Here is a 22371-nt window from a genome sequence, read left to right as displayed (position 1 = left end):
CTCATTTTCCCCTTCTCACAAAAATTCTTCCTTGACCTGGTAAGCTTTCCACAATATATCCTTTCCTAGCAAATACATTTAGAAAGGATATACAACTATGCTTCGATTCAAATTAGAACATATATTTTTCATTGGTGGTCTACTTATTCTCGCCATCGGTATTAATATGATGACGACAATTACTTCCTTTGGACTTAGCCCTTATGATTCCTTCTTTATTGCACTATATCAAAATTTCGGGATAAGTATCGGTTTTTGGATTTTCATGATTAATTTTGCTTTTACCCTTATCGTCCTCTTTTGGAATAAAAGACAAATTACAATCGGTACAATCGTAACAATGGTTCTTATCTCTCTTTTTGTTGATTGGATTGGTTCCATTACAACTATTATGGACGCTATCCGTTCTCTTCCAAAATATATAACACTTATTTGCGGAAATCTATTCGTTGGAGCCGGAATTGGTCTTTATGTCTCTACAAACCTTTGTGCAGCACCGCAAGAAGCTTTCGTTTTAACAGTTGCTGAGAAAAAGAAATGGACATTTAGAAGAACAGAAATTTCATTAGCGTTTTTATTTTTAACATTAAGCTTTTTATTAGATGGACCTATCTATTTTGGAACAATCATCTTATCTTTTACAACAGGCTGGATTATCCAAGCATTTATTCAAGTTGGTACGAAGATTTTAAATAGAAAAAAACCCATTAAGCAAGCCGCTTAATAGGTTTTTTCTTAGAGGAGATACTACTTTGCATCCCCTTCAATTCGATAATTTGCCTTCACACAATCTATTTCTTCATACCCTTGCAACGTATGTAGAATATAATCATAATCAGCAAGAGACGCACGATGTGTTACAATTACAATTTCAGCCTTTCCTTTCTCTTCAAGAGGCATTTGAATAATCTTTTCAAAGCTAACACCACGCTCAGAGAATAATGAAGTGATTTTTGCAAATACACCAATTTCATCTTTTACATGAAGTCTTAAAAATTTCTTCACAACAATTTCGTCTGGCTCTTTTAATACCTTTTTATACTGCGGGGATACTGCACTATTTCCGTTTACACCTAATCTAATATTTTGCATGACAGCTACTAAATCTGAAACAACAGCTGTTGCTGTTGGTAGACTTCCTGCACCTGGTCCATAAAACATCGTTTCTCCAACTGCTTCACCATACACATATACAGCGTTATATTCGTTTTGTACGGCCGCAAGAGGATGTGTATTTGGAAGTAGTGTCGGTTCAACCGTAACCTCTAATTTTTCACCATCTCGCTTCGCAAGACCGATTAATTTAATCGTGTATCCTAAACTCTTACTGTATTCAATATCTTCTTCTGTAATAGAAGTAATCCCTTTTACCTTTACATCTCCAAGCTCTACATTTGTAGAGAAACCAAGGGTAGCCAAAATCGTCATTTTTCTTGCTGCATCTAAACCTTCTACATCTGATGTTGGATCTGCTTCTGCAAATCCAAGTTGCTGGGCTTCTTTTAACACGTCGTTATATGCTCTCCCTTCATCTGACATTTTCGTCAAAATAAAATTTGTCGTTCCATTTACAATTCCCATTACTTTCGTAATAAGATCTGAAGAAAGTCCTTCTACGATACTTCGTAAAATCGGAATCCCTCCGGCCACACTTGCTTCATAAAACAAATCTGCTTTATTATCTTTTGCTACCGCTAGTAGTTCCGCCCCGTGTAACGCCATTAAATCTTTATTCGCAGTCACAACGTGCTTCCCACTTTGTAAAGCTTGCAGAATATATGCTTTTGCATCATCAATGCCACCCATTACTTCGATGACAACGTCAATATTTGGATTATCTAAAATTTCATGTGCATCTTGTGTTAATAGAGTAGAGGGTACCTCTACTTCTCTCTCTTTCTCAATGTTTTGCACTAATACTTTCGTTACCTTCACTGGACAACCTACTTGGTGTATGAGTCGTTCTTGATGATCCGTAATAATACGAACCACACCACTGCCAACTGTTCCAAGACCTAATAACCCAACTTGAATTTCTTTCATAGTACTGTCCACCCCTCAAAAATTGTGTTTAGATGAAATTATATGAGTAAAAAATCTGAAAAACAATGTATTTTGAACATTCGGAAAAATAAAGGTTAATCTTTACAAGGAAAACGTTACCACGTGTTACACAATCTTTCTTTACAATATATAAGGGGTTTCTTGATACACGTAATAATTCAACCAATTAGAAAACAATAAATTACCATGACTCCTCCACCTAACAAGCGGCTTTTCATCTGGATTATTATGTTTAAAATAGTTTTTTGGCACATCAATATTTAATCCCTTGTCACGATCTCGTTCGTATTCTTGTTTTAACGTCTCACAACTATATTCGCTATGTCCAAGGGCAAACACTTGCCTTCCTTCTGGCCCAATAACAAGGTGAACACCTGCTTCTTCAGAGTTTGCTAACAATGTTAATTCTTTCACTTCTCTAATATCATTCTCTCGTACTTCTGTATGACGAGAATGCGGAGCAAAAAACAATTCATCAAATCCTTGTAATAATTTCACATGTTGCTCGCAAACTTCATGTTCAAATACACCAAACATTTTTTCCTTAAGGGGATACTTTGGAACACCATAATGATAGTACAAGCCAGCCTGTGCCCCCCAGCAAATATGGAGCGTAGATGTTACATTCGTTTTTGAATACTCCATAATATGTTTAAGCTCTTCCCAATAATCTACCTCTTCAAAAGCAAGGGTCTCCACTGGCGCTCCTGTAATAATGAGCCCATCAAACTTTTCATTTTCAATATCACGAAACGTTTTATAAAAGCTTGTTAAATGTTCTTGCGTTACATTACGCGATAGATGTGATTCCATATGAAGCAAATGAACATCTAATTGTAACGGTGTGTTTCCAATTAAGCGAAGTAATTGCGCCTCTGTGTCTTGCTTCGTTGGCATTAAATTTAATATAGCAATTTTTAAAGCACGTATATCTTGTGTTTCTGCCCGCTCCTTCGTCATTACAAAAATATTTTCTTTTTGCAACACTTTGCGAGCCGGTAAATCTTTATCAATTATGATCGGCATGTGTTTTGCCTCCAACTAGAGCTGCTTCCAAATCTGCAATAATATCAGAAACATCTTCTATACCAACCGATAAACGAATTAAATCAGATGTAACACCAGCTAAACGCTGATCTTCAGCATTTAATTGTCTATGCGTCGTACTAGCAGGATGTATAACGCAAGTTCGTGCATCAGCTACGTGCGTTACAAGAGTTGCTAGTTTTACATTTGCGATAAATTCTTTTGCTGCTTCTAGTCCGCCTTTAATACCGAAAGTTAAAACACCACTAGCACCTTTTTTCAAGTACTGTTGTGCTAATGAGTAATTTTCATTACTATCTAAGCCTGGATAATTCACCCATTCAATACGTTCATGATTAGCAAGCCACTTAGCAACTGCAAGAGCATTTTCGCTATGACGCTCCATTCGTAAATGCAATGTTTCTAAGCCAATATTGCTAATATATGCATTGAATGGGCTCATACAATTTCCATAATCTCTTAATAGCTGAACACGTGCTTTCACAATATACGCTGCTGCACCAAAGTTTTGAACGTAACTTACACCGTGATAACTTGGATCTGGTTCAACAAGCTCAGGATATTTTCCATTTGTCCAATCAAAGTTTCCACCGTCAATTACAATACCGCCTAAAGAGCTCGCATGCCCATCGATATATTTAGTCGTAGAATGAACAATAATATTTGCCCCATATTCAAACGCTTGGCATAAATAAGGAGTTGCTAATGTATTATCAACGATAAAAGGTACCTCTAATTCTTTAGCGGCAGCTGAAAATTCTTTGAAATTTAAAACATTCATCGCTGGATTTCCTAATGATTCTGCATAGATAAGTTTCGTCTTATCGTTAGCAAGTGCCGTAATTTCATCTGCCGTTAAATTTGGATTAAAGAACGTAACATCAATGCCAAGCTTACGTAAACTCACCCCAAATAAATTAAACGTTCCCCCGTAAACAGTTGAAGAGCAAAGTAAATGGTCTCCACTACTACAAATATTTAAAACTGCGAGCATAATAGCTGCTTGCCCAGAAGCCGTTGCAACAGCTCCTACACCGCCTTCTAAATCTGATAACTTCTGCTCAAATGCTGCTAAAGTAGGGTTTCCAATACGTGTATAAATATATCCTTCTGCCTCTAAGTTAAATAGAGCTGCTAAATCATCCGAAGTATCGTATTTATACGTTGTGCTTTGATAAAGTGGTAAAACACGTGGTTCACCATTCTTTGGCGTATAGCCACCTTGCACACAAATTGTTCCTTTTCCCCATGATTCTCCCATCTCTCATTCTCCTTTCTTTTATACAAAATAAAAAACTGCCCCTTTCCTGAAAACAAGAAAGGAGCAGTTTGAAAACACGCTCTAAAGGCTCTTTCTTATCTCTCAGGATTACTACCTGCAGGATTTGGCACAATTCCGTTATACGGCTGTTGCCAAGGTTTCATCGGGCCTGTCCCTCCACCTTTTCTTGATAAGACTATGCAATTACCGTTGATTTTATAGCAATAATTTCCTAATGTCAAACAGTTTTTCTGAATGTTCTAAAATAAATGTTAACAGTTTCATATAAAGCAACAAAAGAAATATATTCTAGTCTATTTCAAAAAAGACCTTTAAAAACCTCAAATCAGTCTATAAAATTAAATAAGTAATTTAACCTATAAATTCAAATTCCCCAAAAGTTAGCCTATATGTTGAATAGGCCATCTTCTCAAAAAGATACTATATATATTCAATCCATTTTTCACTAGTATATTTCACTTTTTTCCCTACTAAGATTTACATAACGGAGGTATAACATGACAAATAAAAAAGATATGCATTACATACTTGCTCTATATGGCATTCTTCTAGGATCTATAGTAGGAGCTACAGTCTGGTTATTTTTAGTCACAATAAATATTGGAATCCACTTTATTTGGGGATACTTGCCTGAAGTTCTCTCTTTTCCCTCTTATTACACCCTTTGCGTAACAATAATTGGCGGGGTCCTTGTTGGTCTATCACAAAAACATTTCGGTACATACCCACGCCTTATGCCTGAAGTAATGGCTGAATATAAAAAAACTGGTCGAATCGAATATCGCTTTGTCCATCGGGCTACTTTAACAGCGATTATTGTTTTAATTTTCGGTGCTAGTCTTGGTCCAGAAGCCGCACTAGTTGGAATTATAGGCGGACTGTGCACATGGGTAGGGGATCGCTTTAAATTTGCCTTAAAGGGTATGAATGAGCTAACCGAGATCGGAATTGGCGCTACTTTAAGTGTCATTTTTAACGCACCATTATTCGGTTATTTAGCACCAAATGAAAATGAGGGGGAAGAAATTGCTGCTTTTTCTAAAGGAAAAAAAGCGATTGTATACTTAGCTACTACTTTCGCAGGTTTTTCTGTTTATTTACTACTGAGTAAACTTGATAATCGTGGATCCTTTATTGTTGATTTCGGGGAAGGTACACTTTCTTTCAATGAATGGATTGCATTTCTTCCACTTGCTAGTATCGGTGCTATAGTTGGTTTCTTTTATTTCAAGTTAGAATTCACATTAGAAAAGTTAATTCACCCTTTTAGAGAATACAAGCTGACACTCGGAATTATCGGTGGTATTTTATTAGGAATTGCGGGAACCTTTCTTCCGTACACATTATTTTCAGGGGAACATCAATTAAAAGAATTAGTTGTTGAATGGAGCCATTTATCTTTTTGGATACTACTTCTTTCAGGGATTTTAAAGTTGTGCATTACTGCCGTTTGTTTGAACACAGGGTGGCGAGGTGGACATATCTTCCCAATTATATTTTCTGGGTCAAGTATCGGATACGCTGTAGCATCTATTCTTCCTATAGATCCAGTAGCATCTGTTGCCATCGTAACAACAGCAATTTCAAGCTATGCGTTACGAAAGCCAATAGCTATAACATTACTATTACTTATGTTTTTCCCGCTTAATTTACTATTGCCCATGCTTGGTGCAGCTGCTATCGGGAATGCCTTTCCACTCCCAAAACATAACGAAAATAAAAATTAATAAAAATAGGCAGTGGGGACGAAAGCTCCACTGTCTATTTTTTTATTACACATGCTGCTTCAATAACGCTTCTAACTCCTCAAAATTATGCACTTCATATGTCGGTATAATCCCACTATCATTTAACTTCCTTTCTGGATTAAACCAACAAGTATCAATTCCCGCTACATATCCACCTTTAATATCCGCGCTTAATGAATCCCCAATAATCAGCCCTTCTTCAGGTGCAAAGTTAGGAATCCGTTCAAAAACATAATCAAAATACTCTTTCATCGGCTTTTGAAAACCTGTATCTTCCGAAACAAAAACATCTTTAAACAATGAATGTAACCCTGCATTACGCAAACGTTTATCTTGCGTCTTAGAAACACCATTTGTCACTATATACAACTCATACTCCCCTTGAATTTGATTTATAAATTCAAACGCACCTTGCATGAGTTGATTTCCTTCTTCTAAGTAGTTACGGTAATTATTTTCGAATAATATTCCATCTACTGCTTCTCCATACTCTTTAAACAACAGAGAGAATCGTGTATTTACAACTTCATTGCGTGATAGTTCCCCTTTTTCAAAAGCATCCCAAAGACCTTTATTTATTTTTTTATAACGAGCCTCTATCTCGTCTGTTAAAGGGATTCCCTTCTCTTCAAAAAGCACCCGTAAAGCCACTTTTTCAGCCTTTTGGAAATCTAATAATGTATCATCTACATCAAATAGCAATGTTTTATATTTTTTCATAAACTCATCACACTCTCTTTTCTACAAAAACAAATTTACATAAATCGTATCATTCCTTCTTGTAAAGATAATAGGAGATATCTCATACTATAAATAGAGGTGAAAATATGAAAATCAGCAAAAATGAGGAAGAAATTTATCAATACATGCAAATCCATCAATTCCATACCCTATTTTCATTTCATGTCTTGCCATATGTAGAGCTACATTCTTTTCAAACGAAAGAGATGATATGTAGCGAAGGAAATACTCTCCCTTATCTCTATTACTTAATTTCTGGGAAGGCAAAAATATATATGAGTCATAAAAACGGGAAGGTTTCATTAATTAATTTTATTCAAGCACCATCTTTTATCGGGGAATTAGGATTAATAGGAGTAGAAAATATTACTAAGTCCGTTGAAGTACTAGAAGATTGTGTTTGTTTGGCACTTCCTCTTAAAGATTGTCAGCAACTTTTATTACAAGATGCAACATTTTTACAGCACTTATGCAAATTTATTGGAGAAAAGACAATTACTCGCACTGAAAATTACGCAAAAAACTATAGTTATCCTTTTGAAAATCGATTAGCTGCTTTTATTTTATTAACAGAACAAAATAATTGTTATATAGAAAAGCATACTGAGGCCTCGGAATATTTAAATGTCAGCTACCGTCATCTTTTATATGTATTAAATCAGTTTTGCCAACAAAATTACTTAAAAAAAGACGGAAGAACCTATTACATACGAGATCGAATTCAATTAAAAAAACTTGCTGATGAACTAAAAATATAAAAAAAGCAGCATTAACGTTTACATGTTAATGCTGCTTTTTCGAGTGACGATTATCATTTTAATTAAAATTTACTTGCTACTTTAGCTGCTTCTTCAAGACCTGTAGCAATGATTTCTTCTGCTTTATCTGGGAATTGGTTATGTCCTTCAATAATTACTGTTTCCATGTTTGTTGCGCCGAAGAAGCCCATCATACTTGCTACATATTTAACAGCCATTTCTACCTCAGCTGCTGGACCTTCTGAATATACGCCGCCTCTTGCATTTAATAATGCAATCTTCTTATCTCCAATTAGGCCAACTGGACCCTCTGGCGTATATTTGAACGTTTTACCAGCACGGTTTAAATAATCAATATATGTGTGCAATACTGCTGGAATCGTTAAGTTCCATAATGGGAAGCCGAAAACAACTTTATCAGCTTCTAGGAATTGATTTAAATACTTATCAGCAACTGCTACTGCTTTTGCTTCTTCTTCTGTTAAATCAAATCCTTTACCTACCTTGAATGTACCATTGATCATGTCTACGCCTACGTATGGTAATTCTTCTTTATATAAATCAAGTTCTACTACTGTATCATTTGGGTGTGCTTCTTTATAGTTTGCTAAAAATGCCTCATATAATTTTACACTAACTGCTTGTTCCGCTGGACGGTTATTTGCTTTAACGAATAAAACTGTTGCCATTATTTATTCCTCCTAGTACTCACTCTTATGTTGTTATATGCTTTCAAAAAAGGTATCCCTTGTAATTGTTGTTTTGTTGCTTACAAACATATTTTATCTTTATATAAAGACAATTTCGTCCTCACATAGACGTATTTTTCCATAAAAAAAGTCCACCTTCTAAAGGCGAACTTGGTCTTACGACTTTCGTCTTATACAATTCCATTTTTAACTGCATATAATGCCGCTTGCGTACGATCAGATAAATTCAACTTACTCAAAATACTACTTACATGCGCCTTAACCGTCTTTTCTGTAATAACTAAAACAGATGCAATTTCCTTATTGCTCATCCCTTTCGCTAATAGCTGCAATACTTCATTTTCTCTCGCTGTTAGCACATCCACTTGAATAGAAGATTCTTCTTCCTTTTCTTCTACAGGTAATGTTTGAGAGAGAAGAGCATTTGCTATATCCGGATGTAATTGAATATTACCTTTATATGCGCTTCGAATAGCCTCAACAAGCTGATCTGGTTCTACATCTTTTAAAATATACCCACTTGCTCCAGCCCTTAATGCAGGTAACACATGCGCCTGATCAGAAAAGCTAGTTAATACAATTACTTTCACATTTGGATACTCTTTTTTTATATATGCCGTCGCCTCAACACCATCCATTTCAGGCATATATAAATCCATTAATATAACATCGGGATTTGTTTCTCCTACTTTCACTAACGCTTCTTTCCCATTATTCGCTTCTCCAACTAACTCTAAATCTTCCTGTGTACTTAAGAAAAATGCTAATCCTTTTAAAACGACTGTATGATCATCAACTAACAATACTTTTATTTTCACAAACTTCCCTCATTTTCACATCATAATGGTACATTTACTTTTACGCTCGTTCGTTTATTACTACTTACAATTTTAATTGTTCCACCAACTAATTCTACTCTTTCACGCATCGTAGTCATACCTAGTGATTTCTTTTCTTTTATATTCTTTTCCACAAAGCCCTTTCCTTGATCAACTATTTCTAATGATACATTTTTCTCATTCACTGTAAAATAAATCGTCGCTTCTTTTACACCTGCATGCTTACTTACATTGTTCAGTGCTTCTTGGCCTATGCGCCACAAAGCTTCTTCTACTACACGAGGTAAATCACGAACACCCGTAACTTGCTCCCTAATTTTCAGTCCCAAATTTTCACCGTACTGCTTTAGAGCTGGCAATAATCCTTTTTCTAATCCTGCCGGACGAAGCTGCCAAATTAATGTCCTCATTTCTTTCAAAGCTCCTTGCGCAAGTTCACGCATCTCATGCAAAGATTGATCTACCTTTTCATTTTTACCTTTTAAAACTGCCTCGGCGCCTTTTGTCATGAAGGTTAATGAAAATAATTTTTGCGAAACAGAATCATGTAAATCTCTTGCTAACCGATTTCTTTCTTCCATTCGTACAAGTTCACGGCGCTGCTCGTTTAACCTCAAATTCTCTATTATTAACGAAACATGGTTCGATAATGCTTGAATTACATCTATTGTATTAGCATCAAACTCTCCATTATTCAAACTAACACATAAAACACCAAATATATGGTTTTGAATATGTATTGGTGTAGCAATAACAGCTCGATTTAGATGTACATTATGTCCTATTTGATGTTTTATTAGAACTGGTTCATCTTGTTCTAACGCCTTCTTGGCCGCCTCTTTTACATCCTCTTGTAACTCTTCCTGAACGTAAGACGCTCGCAGAGATAATTCTTTTTCCTCCCTAATAAAAAGCGCTACTTGATTCCATTGAAATACTTCACCTACGTGATTTACCACCTTTTCAGGTAGTACATTAAACTTATGAATCATTTTTAAATCTTGAATGAAACGCTCTAATTTCACATAATAATGTGCTCTTCTCTTTTCATTTTCATATAATTTTGTTCGCTTTAAAGCCGTACCAATTTGGAAGGCAACCGATTGGAGTAATACTAATTCTTCTTCTGAAAAATGTGTTTTACCCGGACTTGCAACATTTAACACCCCAAATTTTTCTCCCCCAGCTTTTAAAGGAACCGTAGCATGATGAAGAATGCCCTCCGTATCCCCCCAATTATATTCAATTGCATTATTAATTCTTTTACATTCAATAATATTAACGGCTCTCTCCAATTTTCCATCTACAAAACCTCGTAAACACCAACATTCACCTTCGCACATCGGGCGTTTATTTTCATATGTAAGTGCCTCTGGTAATTGATAATCAATTAACTTCGTATACTTACCATTTTCATCTGCAAGAAAAATCCATCCTGTCATTAAACCTGTTACACTTAGCAATTTCTCGAGGACAGCTTGCAATACATGATATGTATCATTTGATGTATTTAAAGTTTCTGCAATTTCCTTTAATATAACTAATTCATTCGTACGATTATCTCGAAACATACTCATTCTCCTGCATACAAGATTTTAAATAGCTCTTAAAATAAATCATCTACTTTTCACTTTGTACTTATTCGTAACATTGATATAATGGTGAAAACATAGTTTTCATTATATCACTCGAGGGGGCTTTCATAATGACATTAAATAAAGCACTTACTATCGCTGGTTCTGACACAAGTGGCGGTGCTGGTATACAAGCAGATTTAAAAACATTCCAAGAACTGGGCGTATACGGAATGACATCTCTTACAACAATCGTAACGATGGATCCACATAACGGTTGGGCACATAACGTATTTCCAATCCCAGCTTCTACATTAAAACCACAATTAGAAACAACAATTGAAGGTGTTGGCGTAGACGCTTTAAAAACAGGTATGCTTGGATCAGTAGAAATTATTGAAATGGTTGCAGAAACAATCGAAAAGCACAATTTCAAAAATGTAGTAGTTGACCCTGTTATGGTATGTAAAGGTGCAGATGAAGCATTACACCCTGAAACGAACGATTGCTTACGTGACGTTCTTGTGCCAAAGGCATTAGTTGTAACGCCAAACTTATTTGAAGCTTACCAATTAAGCGGTGTGAAAATTAATTCTCTTGAGGACATGAAAGAAGCAGCGAAGAAAATCCACGCTTTAGGTGCCAAATACGTACTAATTAAAGGCGGAAGCAAACTTGGTACGGAAACTGCAATCGACGTCCTATATGATGGAGAAACATTCGATCTTTTAGAATCAGAAAAAATTGATACTACAAATACACACGGCGCAGGTTGCACATATTCTGCTGCAATTACAGCAGAACTTGCAAAAGGAAAACCTGTGAAAGAAGCAGTAAAAACTGCTAAAGAATTCATCACAGCTGCTATTCGTTACTCATTCAAAATTAACGAATACGTAGGTCCAACTCACCATGGTGCATATCGTAAATTCGTTGTATCAAAAGAACTTGTCTAATATATAAATAAAAACACTCACAAGGTTCATACATTGCCTCTGTGAGTGTTTTTTATAAGCTTTATGTCTTCCGGTCATCTTATCTTTAAGATGCAGAGCTGACCTTATTTCTACCATTTCGTTTCGAGTAGTATAACGCATCATCCGCCGCTTGAATAAATTGCTCTGATGCCCCTTCATACTCTGAAACCCCTACCGAAACTGTAATTTTTATTTTTGTTCCATCTAACAATTCAAATGAATGTTTTTCAACAGCTATACGAGTTTGTTCCCCAACATGAATTCCATAAGCTATTCCTTTCCTTGGTATCAAAAGCGCAAACTCCTCTCCACCCTTTCGAAAAACCAAATCCGGAAATGCTGACATTTCTCGCAAAATATGCCCTACTTGTTTTAACACTTCGTCTCCCGCTGGGTGCCCATACGTATCATTTACATGCTTAAAATGGTCAATATCTATAAGTAGTAAACAAAGTGAATCGTTTTTCAAGTGTTTATTACTAATATGACGATTCATCTCTAAATCAAACTGTCTTACGTTTCCTAGACCTGTCAATGCATCTATCGTTGCGTATTGCTTCATCGTTTGAAATAGCTCATTGGATTGTAAAACATAATTTGCACTTATGAATGTTATGTAACCTGTAATAATACTAGAAATTAAATATAATCCCACTATGTGGATCTCTTTAATTAACCATATATATAACGCTGGGATTAGAATAGATAAAATATATGCGTGTAACCATACCCACTTTTCCCCTAAAGAAAGCTTCATACGCGAAATAAAGATACTCCCTATTCCTATCGCAATGATTGTATAAAAGGCCACTTGAGAAGCTAATGAATAATCCATAAACAACAGTCTAGTTACTAAAATCATAATAATTGTTATGGTACTCGCTATCGGCCCTCCAATAATAACAGCTAGAATAACAGCTAAGTAGCGTAAATCCAATAGGATGGTACCAACACGAACACCGAAATACATTAGTAATATACCTAGTATCCCAGTAAAAATGCCTACTACACATTTCTGCCCAAAAGAGAATCCTTCTTTTAACGGCTTATCTCTTAAAAGCTGACCTCCAACAAAAATAAAGGAAAGAATAATTGTTGTATTTACAAATAAGTCCCTTAACATAAAATGATCTCCTTACTTTTCTATCTATCCCTTTCCTTACTTTATTGTATACGAAATCCCTATAATTCCCAAAGTTTTTATTTATTTTTTGCTGTTCCACGTGAAACAGCAAAAAATAAAAAGGGCGAAAACTCGCCCTTTTTCATTAACAACAGCGTGATATTTTTCCACCCTTTGCGTTAAATCTTGCTTCTTGTGCCTCAGCAAAAAATTGCTTTTGACATACAACCTCTTCTTCAGGATGATGCTTTTTCATATGCTCCACATATACTTCATAACTTGGTACCCCAACGAGCAAACTAATAAAGCGTTTTCTTTCCCTCCATACTTGCCACAGCTTTTTAAGCATAGTTCCTCGACTCACTTTCATCTCTCGGAATATATGGTGCCTCCTTTAACGGCATTGGCTTATTTCTTAATACTTGTATCCAAATTCGAAGTGCTGAAATTAACACAGCGATTACAACTATCATAAAAATCCCACAAAGCGCTGCATCAATATAATCATTGAAAATAATTTGCTTCATTTGAGCGACATTTTTAGCTGGCGCTAACACTTTTCCCTCATCTAATGCTCTCTGAAATACCTTTGCATGCGATAGAAATCCAATTTTAGGATTTTCATGAAATAGCTTTTGATACCCCGCCGTCATTGTTACAATCAGCAACCCGACAGTTGGAATAAGTGTTACCCAAACGTACGCCTTTTTTCCCATTTTGAACAAAATTGTCGTTCCAAGTAATAATGCAATACCTGCTAGCATTTGATTTGCAATACCGAAAAGTGGCCATAATGTATTAATTCCACCGAGCGGATCTATTACCCCTTGGTATAAGAAATATCCCCACCCTAATACACATAACGTTGTAGCGATTACATTCGCTAATGTAGAATCCGTTTTCCCAAATGGCTTATATACATGCCCTAAAATATCTTGAATCATAAATCGGCCGACACGCGTTCCAGCATCAATCGTTGTTAAAATAAATAGGGCTTCAAAGAGAATCGCAAAATGATACCAAAATGCCATCATGGCCGTTCCACCTATTACTTGTGAGAAAATATATGCCATACCTATCGCTAATGTTGGCGCACCACCTGTACGTGATAAAATCGTTTGCTCTCCAACATTTACAGCAAGATCTTTTAGTTCATTTGGTGTAATAGCAAATCCCCATGAGGAAATAACTTGAGCTGCCTGCGAGACATCTGTACCGATAAGTGCTGCGGGACTATTAATTGCAAAATACGTTCCCGGTGTTAATACACAAGCTGCAATCATCGCCATCGCTGCTACAAACGACTCCATTAACATTGCTCCATAACCGATTGGCTGTGCGTGTCCCTCTTGCTCAATCATCTTCGGCGTCGTACCTGATGAAACAAGAGCATGGAATCCAGACACTGCACCGCAAGCAATAGTAATAAATAAGAATGGGAATAAGTTTCCAGAGAACACAGGACCAGTTCCATCAATAAATTTCGAAACTGCTGGCATTTGTAAATCTGGTGCTACAATTAAGATACCGATTGCTAACCCTACAATTGTTCCAACTTTTAAAAATGTACTTAAATAATCACGTGGTGCTAAAAGCATCCAAACTGGTAATGCAGATGCAATAAATCCATATACAATAAGCATAATAGCAATTGTTTCACCACTAAATGTGAACATACTTGCAAGTGTTGGATTTTCTGCTACATACTGTCCTCCAACAAGAGATAAAATAAGTAGGATAATACCAATTACTGATCCTTCTCCAACACGACCAGGCCTAATATAGCGCATATAAACTCCCATTAAAATAGCGATAGGAATCGTTGCTGCTATCGTAAACATTCCCCAAGGACTTCCTATTAGTGCCTTTACTACGACCAACGCTAATACTGCTAATAAAATAATCATAATTCCTAAAATACCTATCATTGCAATTAGTCCTGTAACAGGTCCAATCTCATCTTTAATCATTTCTCCTAACGATTTACCATTACGTCTCATTGAAGCAAATAAAATAACAAAATCTTGGACAGCCCCCGCAACAACTACCCCAACAATAATCCAAATGGTCCCTGGTAAATACCCCATTTGTGCCGCTAAAATCGGTCCTACTAAAGGTCCCGCTCCAGCAATCGCTGCAAAGTGATGTCCAAACAATACCCACTTATTTGTTGGAACATAGTCTTTCCCATCATTTAATGTATGAGCTGGTGTTTGCCGATTATCATCTAAATTAAAAACCTTTCTCGCTATAAATCTACTATAAAAGCGATAAGCAACTGCATATACACATACGGCAGCTACTAAGAGCCATACAGCATTAATGGTTTCACCTTGTGATAAAGCTATTACCCCAAAAGCACCTGCTCCTACTGCTGTAATAACGCCCCAAAGTAAGATCGATTTCAATGTCTTCACATACAATTCCCCCAATACTATTTCTTAGTGGAGATTGTACTAAATTTTCTGAATATTTAACTTGAATCCTCCCTATCATGAAGGATTTTCAGTTTATCATGTTAAAATACTCTCATTATCTACTATAATTCAATGTTATTTCGAAGGCGTTTTACATAATTACGACTGACTGGAATCGGTTGCTCATCATACCTATCTAAATACAAATTATACGTGCCATTATAATAAGGTTTCAGTTCTTTTACATATGACATATTAATTAAATAGCTTTTATGTACACGTAAAAAATCATATGCATTTAGCTTATTTTCTAATTCCTGAAGTGTATATGTTGAAATATACTGATTATTCGTTGTGTAAATTGAAACAGTTTTATTTTCTTTATTTTTACTTACATATACGATATCTTCTGGAAGAATATATCGTATGCCCTCTTGACTTTCTATCGGTAGTTTTCGCAAATAACTCTTTGCTTTCTCACCTTGTTCTTTACCTATTTTATATAAAAGAAATTGTAAATCTTCTTCACGAAATGGTCGCAATAAATAATAAAATGCTTGGAAACGAAAAGCTGTAATAGATTCTTCTATGTTTTCACCTACAAAAATAAATTTTGTATAGCAATTTATTTCTCGTAATAAACTTGCATATTCAAAACCAGTACCATCTAGTAATTTGGAACTTAAAAAAACAAAGTCTGGTATATGTTTTTTCATCATAAATAAAGATTCTGTTCCTGTCTTTGCTTCAAAACATTCTACATTTCTCATATTTTCAGTGAAATTTTCAGCTAACTCTCTTCTCTCTTCTGCCTCTTCCATAATCAGTAAAATTTTCATTTCTTCAACCACCTAATTCTTTGTCCATATGTCCTGTTGTATACATTCGCTTTTATAAGAAATAATCCCTTTTTCTTACTATACCATTATTTATCTAAAAAAACAGAAAAAAGGAAACCACTTCGGTTTCCTCTCCCCCTTTATCCCGTACTAACTGCCTATAAAGAGCCGAGTAGTGTAGGATGATAAACGATCCAGGATACGTTTAAATTTTCACTTTATACTAATTCTCGTTGCTTCGTTTCCTGTCCAAGTATTATTACAGCGAACACACCAATTAAAATTGATCCACAGAAAATCGTAAATATTAATGATAGTGAAGCTTCTGAGGCAACTAAATATCCCACTAATAGTGGCCCAAGGATACCACCGATACGACCAAATGCTGCTGCCATTCCTGCACCTGTACCACGAATAACCGTTGGATACTGCTCAGGTGTATAGGCGTATAATGCTCCCCAAGCACCTAAGTTAAAGAAGGATAGTAGCATACCTGCCACAATTAATACTGTTAATGAATCCGCAACCCCAAACAAATAAGCACTGCAAGCTGTCCCAATTAAATACGTAACCAAAACAAATTTACGACCGAGACGTTCAATAAACCAAGCAGCGGTGAAATATCCTGGAAGTTGAGCTAACGTCATAATAAGTACGTATTGGAAACTTTTTATTAAACTAAATCCTTTTAGCACCATTACACTCGGTAACCAAAGGAACATTCCATAATAGGAAAAGACAACACAAAACCATAGAATCCATAGCATAATTGTTGCTTTACGATATTCCCCAGACCAAACTGATTTTATATTTTCAATAACAGATGGCTTTTTTTCAACTTTTTGGAACCTTGGGGAATCCGGTAAATTCCATCTTAAATATAAAGCATATAGTGCTGGAATTGCACTCAATACCATCGCAACTTCCCAACCATATTTAGGAATAACAAAATACGAGATAAGAGCTGCAATTAGCCATCCACCTGCCCAAAAACTTTCTAATAACACAACAATTCTCCCACGCTCATGCGCTTCAACACTCTCTGATACTAGTGTAGAGGCAACTGGAAGCTCTCCGCCAAGCCCCATACCAATTAAAAAGCGTAAAAGGAGAAACATTGCAAGTGTTGTTGTTAATGCAGTTAAACCACTACCGATAGAAAATAACAATAATGTAATAATAAAGACTGATTTCCGCCCTATTTTATCTGATAGTATCCCAAAAATAAGCGCTCCTACTGCCATACCGATTGAGTTAATACTGCCTATCCAGCCCATTTCTTGCGTACTTAATCCCCAATCCTTTTGCAAGGCTACCATTACAAATGAAAGCATTCCAACATCCATTGCATCAAATAGCCATCCAAGCCCAGCTATACCAAGTAGTTTGCGCTTCGAAATTTCTTTTACCTTGCCCACTAGAAGTCCTCCTCACACAGGTGTCTTTACACATCATTTTACATGTGTGAATTGTATAAGTAAAATACTTTTGTGTAAAAAATTCTCCTTCATCATTCCCAAAAAGTAAAACGTCTATCCCGATTGGTGAGAGCTAATAATCAGTGGGGATGCCTCACTGATTAAAGTTTCAATTTATTAAAAATGAACAAATAAAAAAAGCAGCGATATTTCGCTACTTTTTCGAACGCATTACTTCTTTTAAAAATTCCGCTAATACTAACTGACGACGCCAGCGTGTTGGATTACTGCATAATCTATAAAACCACTCTAAATGAATCGCTTGAATCCATTTTGGTGCACGTTTTACCTCTCCAGCCCATACATCTAAACTTCCACCCACTCCAACAGCCATTTTCGTTTCTAAACGATGCTTATTGTTTTGGATAAAGTTCTCTTGTCTCGGGAAACCAAGTGCAACAAGTAATAAATCTGGTTTTGCTTCTTGAATGCGAGAAATAATATTCTCTTCGTCTTCTTGTTTAAAATAACCATCTTGTATACCGGCGATGGATACAGCTGAATATGTCTTTGTTAAATGATCTGCTGCAGCTTGTACAACATGCGGCTTTGCACCTAATAAGAAAACAGATACCGGCTTACTATCTTCTGATAACTTCGCAAGTAAATTACACATTAAATCAAAACCTGCTACACGTTCTTTTAAAGGTGTACCAAGCATCCCGCTTGCCTTTACAACCCCAATACCATCAGGTGTAATTAAATCTGTATTCAATAATGTTTGATAGAACTTTTCATCCTTTTTTGCGCACATAACAATTTCAGGGTTTGCTGTTACTACCTGAAACGTATGAGTTCGCTCCGCTTCTAGTTGTTCTTTTAAATATTGGACCGTTTCATCCATTGTCATTGTAGAAAAAGGAACGCCTAGAATATCAACTGTTTGTACTGCCATAGTTAACTATCCTCTCTATCATTACAAGTTTTTCGCTATTAATTGCTTATATGTTTCCTTTGTATCTTCATATAGTTTTTGAAGTGAGAAGTTCATAGTAGCATGCTCATAAATATGTTTACCCATTGCTGCTAACTCTCCAGTTTTCCACTTATCATACGCTTCTTCTAAAGCTAATGCTAATGCCTTTCCATCACCTGTTGGCACAATCCATCCGTAAGTTTCATCTACGATTAATGGTTCAATTTCTCCAGCCCTAGTCACAATTGATGGTACGCGTTGATTTGCCGCTTCTAATAAAACTAGTGGGAACCCTTCACTATGGGAAGTTAATAAATTTACATGTGACGACGCAAATAATTGTTTTACATCTTGACGATGTCCTAAAAACTCTACTTTATCGTTAATCCCTTTTTCAGTAGCTAATGACTTTAGATTTTCTTCTAATGGGCCATCGCCAACTAATAATACTTTAATTTTCTCTAATTTTGTTTGTTGTAACGCATCGAATAAAACTTCATGTCCTTTGACAGGATGTAATCGTGCTACTTGGATTGCTGTAAATACATCTTCATCAATATTGAACATTTCTTTTTTATTATAGCCTTCTGCTTTTTCCTTATCGTATTCAATTCCATTATAAATAACATGCATCTTTTCATTTGAAATACCTAATGCTGCCAGGCTTTTTTTCAATCTATTTGTTACAACGAAAAATAAGTCTATATTTTTTAAGGCTTTCAAATTTAATTTCGTAAAAATCCAACCTTTTAAGCCCTGTTTAGTAAAGTCTTGAAATGGATCACTATGAATAGTCGTTACCCATTTTGCTTTTATTCTCTTTTTCATTAAAGAAACATAGAAATTAGCCCTAGGGCCATGTGTATGAACTACATCAAATTTTTCTTTATTAATAAATTCACTTATATTCTTTAAAATGGATAAATCATAGCGCGATTTTTGTGAAAACACATGGACTTTTATCCCTAACTCCCTTGCTTCCTTCGCAACAATTCCATCTTCAAATACTGCTAATTCTACTTCACCAGTTGGAAACTGATCGAGAAGTGAAATAATATGTGTTTTCCCTCCCCCATCTTCTGCTCCTGCATTCATATGCAATATTCTCATATTTTTTCCTCCTTTAAATCCTCGCTACGTTTCCATCTATTTTTATTTTACTGTACTAAAAAATAAAAGCTAACAAAAGTTAGCTTTTATTTTTATCATTCAATTTCTAGGTCTACTATTAGATAAGCTAACACCACTACAAAGTAAATTCCAACTCCTGGTGCTGTTAAAATATGTCCTGCAATATAAGCAATACCTAACGCTAACAATAAGCTTGCTGAAATCATTCCATATTTTATATTGAATATGTCCTTAAATCTCGTAGCAAATGCTAGTAAAATTCTTAGCCCGTAATAAATAAATGGAATCATTAGTAATACAAAGCCAATAATCCCGAAATCATAAAACCAATCATGGAAGTCCATTTCAATTAGTTTTGGATCTGGCTGCTTTTGTTCATTGTATTTAAAGTTACCTGCATAACCCATTCCTAATAACTTTTGTGACATTGGCGCTTCTTTAAAGAACTGCTTATGTCTTTCTTCATATACTTGACGTCCACTGAAAATAAGATTTTCTTGATTTTCTTTCTTTTGCTCTTTCTCAAGCTCTTTCTTGACTTCCTCTTCTATCTTCGCCTTTTCTTCTGGCTTTTCAACTTTATGATGATTTTCTTCTTTTGCTTTAAGTTCTTGCTCTTTTTTCAGCTTCTCTTTAATTTCTTTTTCTTTTTGACCTTGCTGTGCCACATTTTGCTCTGATAAATAATTATTGTGAATACCCATATTTTGTGCTAATGGTGTTTGTTTAAACGTCCCAACTACACCAGCTAATAGGACCATAGCAATTACTGCATTAAGCGCAAGGGATTTTTTGTTCGGATTTTTTCTATCAAATAATAATTGTAGTACAATGATTCCGATTGCTGCCCCTAACGTAGCACCAATTGAGCCCATTCCAACTTTTGTACCGACTTGAATTAGCGAATAAATCATTAAAAGTGATGGAATCCAATATAAAATGTGTTTCCAGCTCTTTGTTTTTTGAATAGAATATAGTACCACAATAGGGAAAATAATAGCTAAGATTGAACCTAGTTCATTCCCTGCATAGAACCAACCTCGAGAACCAACCTTCATCCATTCATAACTACCAAAGTCAGTAGATGTTGAAATAGAAATAACCATAATTGCGTTAATGATTAATGTAGAATATACAATACTATTTCGAACCTTATCACTAATATTAACTGTCTTTTTCAATGATTTTAAAGCTAAAATGTATGATCCCAGCATGATATATATATACAATGCTTTCGCAACGAATTTAACCTCTTCACCAAGTACAATAGGATTTTTAACTAGTTTGTTATTAATAAACCCTATCCCTAAAACTCCGGCTAATAATATAAGATAAATTAAAAACTTTCTATTTTCCTTCTCTTTTGCCTGAATTAAAATGTAAATACCACCAACAGCCATAATAAGGAATCTTACTAAAATTCCAACGGTAGCATTTGACTTTAATAAAGTGATGCTAAGAGACGTTAATAAATCTAAAACAGGCTGTAAAATAATAAAAAAGAGCAAAAAATGCTCAAATCTAACCCTAGCTTGATTTGCTAACATTCCAAGACCTCCATACAAAATCTTAACATTATCTTTTAATCATAATTTTTTATCATTCAAACACACCTAGCAATTATAACATAACTCATATTCAAATCGAGAACTATTTTTCCAGCTAAAACTAGCCAGGACAAGTATTAATAAGTAATAAAAATCATCGTCCTTTAGCTATACTCCCCTATTTTTACAAAATCTATCTAACAACCATCCCCTTATTTTTGTCAGTATATACATATTTTTTTATCATTTTATACAAATATAAATATCTCACCTCTAATTGTAATATTTCACCAAATTAACAACATCAAAAAATGTAAAATTAATCTTTTCATATCTTTTTCAGATTACTTTATGGTTATTTTCCAAACATTTTCAAACGCTTTCTTTATGAATTTTATCCGTTTTTCTACATGTAGCGAAAAGTAATTGTTATTTCCAATACTTTAGTGTATATTTTTTCTCTGGAACATCTTTAAGAGGAAGGGATTAAGGCCATGTTATTAATCGATATATTTACGTTTCTTGGCATTATCGCCGCTGCCATTTCTGGTACATTAGTTGGTTTAAAAAAAGATTTAGATTTATTTGGTGTCCTTTGTTTAGCTGTAGCCACTGCGCTCGGCGGCGGTATTATTCGTGATATCATGATTGGTAACCTGCCCCCTGTCGCATTTGTAAAACCCATTTACTTTTTCGTAAGTGTATTATCAGCATTATTTACTTGTATGTTTTTTGAGCGTATCAATAAACTTCAAGTCGTTATTATGCTTTCTGATGCTGTTGGCTTAGGCGTTTTTACAGCTATTGGTGCAAATGCGGCAATGTCACATCATGTTGACGCCTCATTTCTAGTTGTTTCAATGGGAGTCATTACAGGTATTGGAGGCGGTATTTTGCGTGACATTTGTGCTCAAGATATCCCTTACGTATTCCGAAAAGAGATTTACGCAATCGCTTCTATCTTAGGAGCAATTAGCTTCCTAATTACACACGCTATGGGGGCGCACGTATTAGCTTTCTATGTTTGTTTATTAGTAACATTCGTTATTCGTGTCGTCACTGTAATATATAATGTGCATTTCCCTGTTTTCTTTAAAACACATGCTAAAATTAATAAAGGCCATTAAGAGAATTCTAGATAGAATTCTCTTAATTTATATACTATTCAACGAACTAATAT

Annotated in this window: 20 protein-coding genes and 1 riboswitch; of the genes, 5 read left to right on the top strand and 15 right to left on the bottom strand. The window is 35.2% G+C overall.

From position 1 onward, the window contains the following. The first annotated feature begins 97 nt into the window (after window positions 1–97). On the top strand, window positions 98–724 hold the full coding sequence (locus tag ACTFO4_RS10485) for a YczE/YyaS/YitT family protein (RefSeq protein ID WP_243820883.1): 627 nt from the start codon (window positions 98–100) through the stop codon (window positions 722–724). Between the two features lie 23 nt (window positions 725–747). Here the strand turns inward: ACTFO4_RS10485 and ACTFO4_RS10480 are convergent, their stop codons facing one another. The 3 genes from ACTFO4_RS10480 to ACTFO4_RS10470 form a co-directional block, all read right to left on the bottom strand. Further along, window positions 748–2043 carry a homoserine dehydrogenase gene (locus tag ACTFO4_RS10480; RefSeq protein ID WP_000659095.1) on the bottom strand — a complete coding sequence of 432 codons (1296 nt, stop codon included), beginning with the start codon at window positions 2041–2043 and terminating at the stop codon, window positions 748–750. A gap of 141 nt (window positions 2044–2184) precedes the next feature. Beyond that, window positions 2185–3090, bottom strand: coding sequence for a homoserine O-acetyltransferase MetA (gene metA / locus ACTFO4_RS10475; RefSeq protein ID WP_001121536.1), 906 nt, complete (start codon window positions 3088–3090; stop codon window positions 2185–2187). Next, a complete protein-coding gene (locus tag ACTFO4_RS10470; protein WP_000504787.1) occupies window positions 3074–4372 on the bottom strand; it encodes a bifunctional O-acetylhomoserine aminocarboxypropyltransferase/cysteine synthase in 1299 nt (432 codons plus the stop codon). Before ACTFO4_RS10470 ends, metA begins: the two co-directional genes overlap by 17 nt. A 92-nt stretch (window positions 4373–4464) precedes the next feature. Then, a riboswitch (SAM riboswitch) is annotated at window positions 4465–4569 on the bottom strand. 321 nt (window positions 4570–4890) lie between these two features. On the opposite strand from ACTFO4_RS10470, the gene ACTFO4_RS10465 reads away from it, so the two are divergent. Further along, on the top strand, window positions 4891–6120 hold the full coding sequence (locus ACTFO4_RS10465; RefSeq protein WP_000182456.1) for a chloride channel protein: 1230 nt from the start codon (window positions 4891–4893) through the stop codon (window positions 6118–6120). Window positions 6121–6165: 45 nt separating this feature from the next. Here the strand turns inward: ACTFO4_RS10465 and ACTFO4_RS10460 are convergent, their stop codons facing one another. Beyond that, window positions 6166–6861, bottom strand: coding sequence for a YjjG family noncanonical pyrimidine nucleotidase (locus ACTFO4_RS10460; protein ID WP_061457934.1), 696 nt, complete (start codon window positions 6859–6861; stop codon window positions 6166–6168). A gap of 107 nt (window positions 6862–6968) precedes the next feature. Between ACTFO4_RS10460 and ACTFO4_RS10455 the strand changes: the two genes are divergently transcribed. Then, the gene (locus tag ACTFO4_RS10455; protein WP_000703310.1) at window positions 6969–7640 is read left to right on the top strand and encodes a transcriptional regulator YeiL; all 672 of its coding nucleotides are present in this window, start codon (window positions 6969–6971) and stop codon (window positions 7638–7640) included. 62 nt (window positions 7641–7702) lie between these two features. On the opposite strand, the gene ACTFO4_RS10450 is transcribed toward ACTFO4_RS10455, so the two are convergent. The 3 genes from ACTFO4_RS10450 to ACTFO4_RS10440 all read right to left on the bottom strand — a co-directional run bounded on the left by ACTFO4_RS10450 (window position 7703) and on the right by ACTFO4_RS10440 (window position 10760). After that, a complete protein-coding gene (locus ACTFO4_RS10450) occupies window positions 7703–8329 on the bottom strand; it encodes an FMN-dependent NADH-azoreductase (RefSeq protein WP_000246734.1) in 627 nt (208 codons plus the stop codon). Window positions 8330–8520: 191 nt separating this feature from the next. Next, window positions 8521–9168 carry a response regulator gene (locus ACTFO4_RS10445; RefSeq protein WP_000695801.1) on the bottom strand — a complete coding sequence of 216 codons (648 nt, stop codon included), beginning with the start codon at window positions 9166–9168 and terminating at the stop codon, window positions 8521–8523. A 20-nt stretch (window positions 9169–9188) separates the two neighbouring features. Beyond that, on the bottom strand, window positions 9189–10760 hold the full coding sequence (locus ACTFO4_RS10440; RefSeq protein ID WP_243820884.1) for a GAF domain-containing sensor histidine kinase: 1572 nt from the start codon (window positions 10758–10760) through the stop codon (window positions 9189–9191). 134 nt (window positions 10761–10894) lie between these two features. Here ACTFO4_RS10440 and pdxK point away from each other — a divergent pair, with 134 nt between their 5' ends. After that, window positions 10895–11719 (top strand): pyridoxine/pyridoxal/pyridoxamine kinase, encoded by an 825-nt coding sequence (gene pdxK / locus ACTFO4_RS10435; protein WP_000174252.1) that lies wholly within the window; start codon window positions 10895–10897, stop codon window positions 11717–11719. An 85-nt stretch (window positions 11720–11804) separates the two neighbouring features. Here pdxK and ACTFO4_RS10430 read toward each other — a convergent pair whose 3' ends face one another. The 8 genes from ACTFO4_RS10430 to ACTFO4_RS10395 all read right to left on the bottom strand — a co-directional run bounded on the left by ACTFO4_RS10430 (window position 11805) and on the right by ACTFO4_RS10395 (window position 21191). Next, window positions 11805–12863 (bottom strand): GGDEF domain-containing protein, encoded by a 1059-nt coding sequence (locus ACTFO4_RS10430; RefSeq protein ID WP_000942917.1) that lies wholly within the window; start codon window positions 12861–12863, stop codon window positions 11805–11807. Between the two features lie 145 nt (window positions 12864–13008). After that, the gene (locus ACTFO4_RS10425; RefSeq protein WP_243820885.1) at window positions 13009–13212 is read right to left on the bottom strand and encodes a YbdD/YjiX family protein; all 204 of its coding nucleotides are present in this window, start codon (window positions 13210–13212) and stop codon (window positions 13009–13011) included. Then, complete coding sequence (cstA, locus tag ACTFO4_RS10420) at window positions 13205–15280, bottom strand: carbon starvation protein CstA (RefSeq protein ID WP_000854314.1); 2076 nt, start codon at window positions 15278–15280, stop codon at window positions 13205–13207. The genes ACTFO4_RS10425 and cstA overlap by 8 nt, the downstream gene beginning before the upstream one ends. Window positions 15281–15402: 122 nt before the next feature. Further along, window positions 15403–16119: a LytR/AlgR family response regulator transcription factor gene (locus ACTFO4_RS10415; RefSeq protein ID WP_000698256.1), complete on the bottom strand. Its 717-nt coding sequence runs from the start codon at window positions 16117–16119 to the stop codon at window positions 15403–15405. A gap of 218 nt (window positions 16120–16337) precedes the next feature. Beyond that, window positions 16338–17537: an MFS transporter gene (locus ACTFO4_RS10410; protein WP_017672918.1), complete on the bottom strand. Its 1200-nt coding sequence runs from the start codon at window positions 17535–17537 to the stop codon at window positions 16338–16340. 214 nt (window positions 17538–17751) lie between these two features. After that, window positions 17752–18492, bottom strand: a complete 741-nt coding sequence (locus tag ACTFO4_RS10405; protein WP_000290748.1) for a WecB/TagA/CpsF family glycosyltransferase — start codon at window positions 18490–18492, stop codon at window positions 17752–17754. Between the two features lie 21 nt (window positions 18493–18513). Continuing rightward, window positions 18514–19623 (bottom strand): glycosyltransferase family 4 protein, encoded by a 1110-nt coding sequence (locus ACTFO4_RS10400; protein WP_001221227.1) that lies wholly within the window; start codon window positions 19621–19623, stop codon window positions 18514–18516. Between the two features lie 95 nt (window positions 19624–19718). Beyond that, entirely contained in the window at window positions 19719–21191 is a 1473-nt protein-coding gene (locus tag ACTFO4_RS10395; protein WP_000880755.1) for an O-antigen ligase family protein, read from the bottom strand. A 494-nt stretch (window positions 21192–21685) separates the two neighbouring features. On the opposite strand from ACTFO4_RS10395, the gene ACTFO4_RS10390 reads away from it, so the two are divergent. Then, window positions 21686–22318: a trimeric intracellular cation channel family protein gene (locus ACTFO4_RS10390; protein WP_000924371.1), complete on the top strand. Its 633-nt coding sequence runs from the start codon at window positions 21686–21688 to the stop codon at window positions 22316–22318. Window positions 22319–22371: the final 53 nt, after the last annotated feature.

Source organism: Bacillus cereus group sp. MYBKT14-1 (assembly GCF_051915185.1).
Classification (GTDB): domain Bacteria; phylum Bacillota; class Bacilli; order Bacillales; family Bacillaceae_G; genus Bacillus_A; species Bacillus_A cereus.
This window is presented reverse-complemented; position numbering and strand designations above follow the sequence as displayed.